The organism is Clostridium sp. (genome assembly GCF_016650095.1).
Lineage (GTDB): Bacteria > Bacillota > Clostridia > Clostridiales > Clostridiaceae > Clostridium_AD.
Window position 1 is genome coordinate 1 of sequence record NZ_JAENWL010000239.1, and the last position, 5,862, is coordinate 5,862.

At 33.9% G+C, this 5,862-nt stretch carries 5 protein-coding genes and 1 pseudogene; all 6 read right to left on the reverse strand.

Annotation, left to right across the window (positions count from 1 at the left end; translation table 11 throughout):
- A pseudogene (locus tag JJE11_RS13140) lies at positions 1–452 on the reverse strand (response regulator transcription factor); the annotation flags it as partial.
- 379 nt (positions 453–831) lie between these two features.
- Positions 832–2,034: a methionine gamma-lyase gene (megL, locus tag JJE11_RS13145; protein ID WP_291636340.1), complete on the reverse strand. Its 1,203-nt coding sequence runs from the start codon at positions 2,032–2,034 to the stop codon at positions 832–834.
- Positions 2,035–2,101: 67 nt separating this feature from the next.
- A complete protein-coding gene (locus tag JJE11_RS13150) occupies positions 2,102–3,778 on the reverse strand; it encodes an ASKHA domain-containing protein (RefSeq protein ID WP_291636342.1) in 1,677 nt (558 codons plus the stop codon).
- A complete protein-coding gene (locus JJE11_RS13155; protein ID WP_291636343.1) occupies positions 3,778–4,809 on the reverse strand; it encodes a uroporphyrinogen decarboxylase family protein in 1,032 nt (343 codons plus the stop codon). The genes JJE11_RS13150 and JJE11_RS13155 overlap by 1 nt, the downstream gene beginning before the upstream one ends.
- 97 nt (positions 4,810–4,906) lie before the next feature.
- A complete protein-coding gene (locus JJE11_RS13160) occupies positions 4,907–5,569 on the reverse strand; it encodes a corrinoid protein (protein ID WP_291636345.1) in 663 nt (220 codons plus the stop codon).
- Positions 5,570–5,596: 27 nt separating this feature from the next.
- Positions 5,597–5,862 (reverse strand): DUF1638 domain-containing protein (locus tag JJE11_RS13165; RefSeq protein ID WP_291636347.1); only part of this gene is annotated, 266 nt, incomplete at its 5' end.

Sequence of the window (5,862 nt, forward strand, 5' to 3'; positions counted from 1 at the left end):
GATATCTCTATGCCGTGCACCTTAACTATTCTTTTCTCATAATTAATTTCTAAATCCCCATTATTATAAATTGTTGATTCGCTCCTATTTATATTAATCCTTCTAAATAAAGCATTTACTCTTGCGGTTAGTTCTCGTGGACTAAAAGGCTTAACTAGATACTCATCTGCCCCAAGATTTAACCCTTCTATTCTATCCTCTAAGGTACTCTTTGCTGTAAGCATAAATATATGCACGTCTGATATTTTTCTTAGTACACTACACACCTCTTCACCAGATATGTCCGGTAACATTAGGTCTAATATAACTAGCCTAAATTCAATTTTATCGAAAAGTTTTATGCCCTCTAGTCCCTTAGTAGCGCAATAAACTCTATAACCTTCCTTTTCAAGATACGCCTATTGTATTTCTGAGACTTTTTCTTCGTCTTCAATAATTAATATATTATCCAAGCCTGCACCCCTTCTATTTTTGAGATTCTTTATGCACTCTATCGCCTATTAAAAATCCAACTTGTAAAATTAAATATACTAAAGTTATATTAAATAATAACTTTAAATATATTTTTAGTAAAGAAAAATATATTTATACGAAAAAAATATTTGTATATATCCTTACTTGCTTATATTTTTAAACTCATAGAAATAATATACCAAAAACTTATGTAGTTCTTATGAATATTGTCCACATTAATTCCATAAAAAAATAGAAAGGGTTATCATTATGGTAACATAAAAGATAATCCTTTCTACTTTACTTATTTATTAGGTGGCATGAAAAATAACACATCAAAGATGCGACGATATTTACTTGAATATCCTTATGGTACTACTATTTAACAATCAAATTAAGGGCTTGGTCCAAATCAACAATAATATCTTCTTTATTTTCAAGACCTACTGCGAGTCTAATTAAACCATCAGTTATACCCGCTTCTAATCTCTCCTCTTGTGGATATGATGAATGAGTCATTGAAGCAGGATGCTCAATTAAAGTTTCAGGATCTCCTAAACTAACAGCGAGTTTGCACATCTTAACTGTATTTATAACCTTTTTACCTTCTTCTACTCCACCCTTTATTTCAAAGGCAATTACCGCACCTGGCAGACTCATTTGTTTTTTTGCAAGTGTATATTGTGGAAAACTTTTAAGTCCTGGGAAATATACTTTTTCTACTGCTGGATGTGCTTCTAAAAATTCAGCTACTGCCATTGCATTTTCACAGTGCCTGTCCATTCTTATTTCTAGTGTTTTCATTCCTCTTATAATTAAATATGCATCAAAAGGACTTAAACAAGCTCCCGTCATATCCTTAACACCAAACATTCTAACTTCATCCATAAATGCTTTAGATCCAATAACAAAACCAGCAATTACGTCGCCATGTCCATTTAAAAATTTAGTTCCTGAATGTACTACTACGTCTGCGCCTAGCTCTAATGGTCTTTGCAAATAAGGAGTGCTAAATGTATTGTCCACCATCACGGTACAATTTTCCCTTTCGTGAGCGATCTTTGCTATTTCCTCAATATCTGTTATAAGAAGTGTTGGGTTTGCAGGTGTTTCTAAGAAAACAACCCTTGTATTTTCTTTCATAGCTTTTCTAATATTTTCTGGATCTGTAACCTCAACAAAAGTAACTTCAACTCCAAACCTTGCAATACCATGACTCAAAAATGCATGTGTGCATCCGTAAATAGTTTTTGATGCTACTACATGGTCTCCAGCCTTTAATAATGTCCACATCGCCGAGGTTATAGCCCCTATGCCTGATGACATTGACATACATGCTTCTCCACCTTCAAGTATTGCCAATTTTTCTTCTAAAACAGTATTAGTTGGATTCCCCATTCTTGAATAAACGTAGCCTTCTTCCTTTCCTGCAAATCTGTTCCCGCCTTGATCTGCTGAGTCAAAAACGAAGGTAGCAGTTTGATGTATTGGAGTTGCTAGTGCTCCATACTGATCCATCTTACTTCCTCCATGTATAGCTTTAGTCCCAAATCCTTTGTTAGTCAAATATTCTTTATTCATAATAATTCCTCCTAAAATTCAGTTTTTTCCTAAGTTATTTAACACAATAAATATTTTTTTCCTTACTCTATTTAAAACTCAAACACTGAACAAAAACTTTATCAAAGTCTTTATAGTTCGATAGTTCAACAATATCAACCTTCTTAACTATTGATTCCATTTTATCCCTATAATCCTTATTCAACAAAAATATTTGCCCGCCAGATTTCGAAGTGTTTCCGACAAAGTCAATTTTATCTTCAAGTGACCAGGGCAGTAGACCTATATTTATCAAACTCTTTGCTCTCAGGTGGTATCCAAAAGATCCTGCAATTAGCACCTTATCTACTCTACCAGCTGTAATGTCCTTACTTCTCAGTAAAAATTCTATACCAGCTCTAACTGCGCCTTTTGCAAGCTGTACTTGCCTTATATCCTTTTGTGATATGTAAACACTATCAGTTATTTTAAAAACAGTTTTACCTTCAATTTTAACAAGCTTCTCCATAAAAATAGGGTTCACTTCTTCTTTATTTATATCAACAAACTTACCATTTTTTTTAATTACTCCAATTTTAACAAGCTCTCCGACAATGTCTAAAAGGCCACTTCCACAAATTCCAATTGCTTTCTCATCACCAATTGTCTTGACTGTTATGTTTCCGTCATCTTCTATATTGAAAAACTCTATAGCTCCATTTGAAGCTCTCATTCCATGAGTTATATTCATTCCTTCGAAGGCAGGACCTGCAGCAGTGGAAGCAGCTGATAATTCTCCATCTAAGCTTAGAACCATCTCACCATTTGTCCCAATATCCACAAAAAGTGTATTACCATCTTTTTCATATAATTTAGCCGCAAGGATACCAGAAGTAATGTCTGCACCAACATATGCTGATATTATAGGGGGCAGATAAATTAATCCGAAAGGTGAAATGTTAAAGTCATACTGCAACGCTTCAATCTGGTTACCACCATAGATTTTAGGAATATAAGGATATCTACCTAGTGAACTAGGGTTTGTATTTGTTGCTAGATGTAACATACACGTGTTTCCACTCAGTATTACCTCATAGATATTATCACTATCAACACCTGCATTTTTACTTGTTTCACTGATCATACTTTTAATTTCGCGAATAACACCACTATACATGGTATTTAAGCCACTTTCCTCAGATGCAAACTTTATTCTAGATAAAACATCCTGTGCATGAATTGCTTGTGGATTTAAAGAAGAAATTGAGCTAACTTCCACTCCATTATTCAAATCTATAAGAGAAGCAACCATCGTTGTTGTACCAATATCAACTACAACGCCAAACTTCAAATTTTCAGTATTATTAGCTTCACTTCCAATAATTTGATCCCCTGAATATACTTTAGTTACACCTTCATTATCAAAATACTTCTTTTTAATTATAGGATTAATCTGAAAATCAAAACTTTTACCATGATTTAGAATTTTTAAACTTTCATTTTGTTCTATATTAGTTACTTCAACTAAAATATCCCCTATAACTTTTGTAGCACATGATAATACAAATCCTTCTTTCTCTTCTTCTTTGGATAAATGGTGCCCCCCAGATGAAATCACATTCTTTATTGAATTGCTATTAAGCTTTACCTTGCATTTACCACAAGTTACATTTTCATTACAAGGTGACTCTATTGCTACACCTGCAAGCCTTGCTGCTCGTAGTATTGTAGTTCCCGCATCGACACTGATTGTTTTATTATCCGGAATAAATCTTATCTGTACCATTATTTTACCTGTCCTTCCTTAACTGTTTTAGTAAAAGTATATATATTATCAATGGGCGAAGAAGTACTTAGGCCACATGCAGGAGAGATAATATCTATCCCATCTCGTAAAAGCTTCTCAGTGTGGCTAAAAACTTTGCTGGCAGTACCAAATTCCAATAGGTATGTACTTAAATTACCCATAGTAGTTAGAGACGGGTACTCTTCTTTAAGTATACGCAAATTTACTAGTGAATCTGTGCTTATAGCATTGCTTCTAATATAAGGCAACTGACTTTTTACAGCATTTAATTTGCCACATATGTGAACTATAACTGGTGCGTTTAAAGCATGAATACCGTCTATAAGCTTATTTAAATATCTTACAGCATATTCTTCAAACATTTTAGGTCCAAGTATTTCACCTGTTGCAGTAGGATCCGCAATGGATATAACTGTAACTCCGTTATCAATCATAAGTTTTGCATACTCTATTAAAAAATCTGTTACATAATCAATAACCTTATGTGATCCTTCTTTATTCTTTCGAAGTTCCTTTAAAAACGTCATTGGGTCAACCATAGATGCTGCAGTGCTTATAGGTCCTGTCAAACTTCCAATTACAGGCACGTCCTCGTTTTGTTTTGATATATAATACCCTGCCTGAATAATGGTATCAACACGTCCCTTTTTAAGAATTTCACTTATATTTTTAAATTCCACATTTGAAACGGAAGAAAATACTTCTTTAATAATTTTAGGTTCACAGGCAAGTGTTCCAAAATCCACTTTACTTCCAAGCACCTCAGCTTCTACAGTCATACAAAATGGTATCCCCAGGTTTTCAAATCCTGTATGAGTATGAACATCCTTTGAAAGCAGTCCCATAAGCTTACCTTCCATATGTGCCTCTGGCAAAGTATGCCCGGTTTTGTTCATTACATCTACTATAGCTGCATTCATCATTCCCCCAGGGCAAATAACAGGAGGTCTATCCACTTTTTCTTTATTTAAGACTCTTAGCAATCTTTCCTTTTGAGTAAATACATCCATTTTTTAACCCTCTTTTCAATTTTCTAAATTAATCATCTGCTTCGCAGCTGTTCATCATCTGCTTCGCAGTTGCAATATTAACGACTCAGAAATGTCGTTAAACTACAGCTTTCACATCAACTAATTTTCTTGCTAGTCTTACAGCTTCTGCTGCATTTACCGAATACCCATCTGCACCAATCTTATCTGCAAAACCTTTTGAAATTGGACCTCCCCCTATCATGATCTTAAATTTCTCTCTTATATTTTGCTTATCTAAAATTCTTATAACTTCTGCCATGCCATCCATAGTTGTAGTCATTAAAGTTGAAAGTGCTATTATATTTGCATTTTCCTCTTTTGCTCTTTCTACAAATATTGATGGTGGAACGTCACGACCAAGATCAATAACATCAAAGCCTGAAGTCTCAAGCATAATCTTTACAAGATTTTTCCCTATATCATGAGTATCTCCCTCAACTACACCTATAACCACCTTTTGTTTCACTCCGTTTTTATCTATTTTAATATGTGGTTTTAAGACATCAAGTCCTGCATACATTGCATCGGAACACATTAAAAGCTCTGGAATAAAATACTCTTCTTCCTCAAAGAGTTCTCCTGCCTTTTCCATCCCTTTAGACAACCCTTTATCAATTGCTTCAAATGCATCATACTTTTGAGCAATTACCTCTTTTGAAATTTCTATTGCTACCTCTTCATCCATATCAACCACTGAATCCGCTAGTTTCTTAAATAATACTTCTTTATTATCTGACATTTTATAACCTCCATATTTAGTACATTATTATATATATGTATTAAAATCTTCCTCTTTTACAATACCCGACGCACTTATATTTATAAATTTATCATTGTCCCATGGACCTTTTACAATCCCTTCAATATAAGAATTACTTCCTTTAATTGTGCTATGACTCAAGTTAAGCAGTTTTGCTACTTCTCCCGACTTATGAATATCGGCCTTTTCGCTGCAACATCCAGTTTTAATAAACAATATCTGGTTATAACCTTCATACATTCTTGAGAGAACTTTTAAAGCTTTCTTTTCAC

Coding starts and splice junctions, on each gene's coding strand:
- JJE11_RS13160 (WP_291636345.1), bottom strand. CDS start 5,569: ATGTCAGATAATAAAGAAGTATTATTTAAGAAACTAGCGGATTCAGTG.
- JJE11_RS13150 (WP_291636342.1), bottom strand. CDS start 3,778: ATGGTACAGATAAGATTTATTCCGGATAATAAAACAATCAGTGTCGAT.
- JJE11_RS13155 (WP_291636343.1), bottom strand. CDS start 4,809: ATGGATGTATTTACTCAAAAGGAAAGATTGCTAAGAGTCTTAAATAAA.
- megL (WP_291636340.1), bottom strand. CDS start 2,034: ATGAATAAAGAATATTTGACTAACAAAGGATTTGGGACTAAAGCTATA.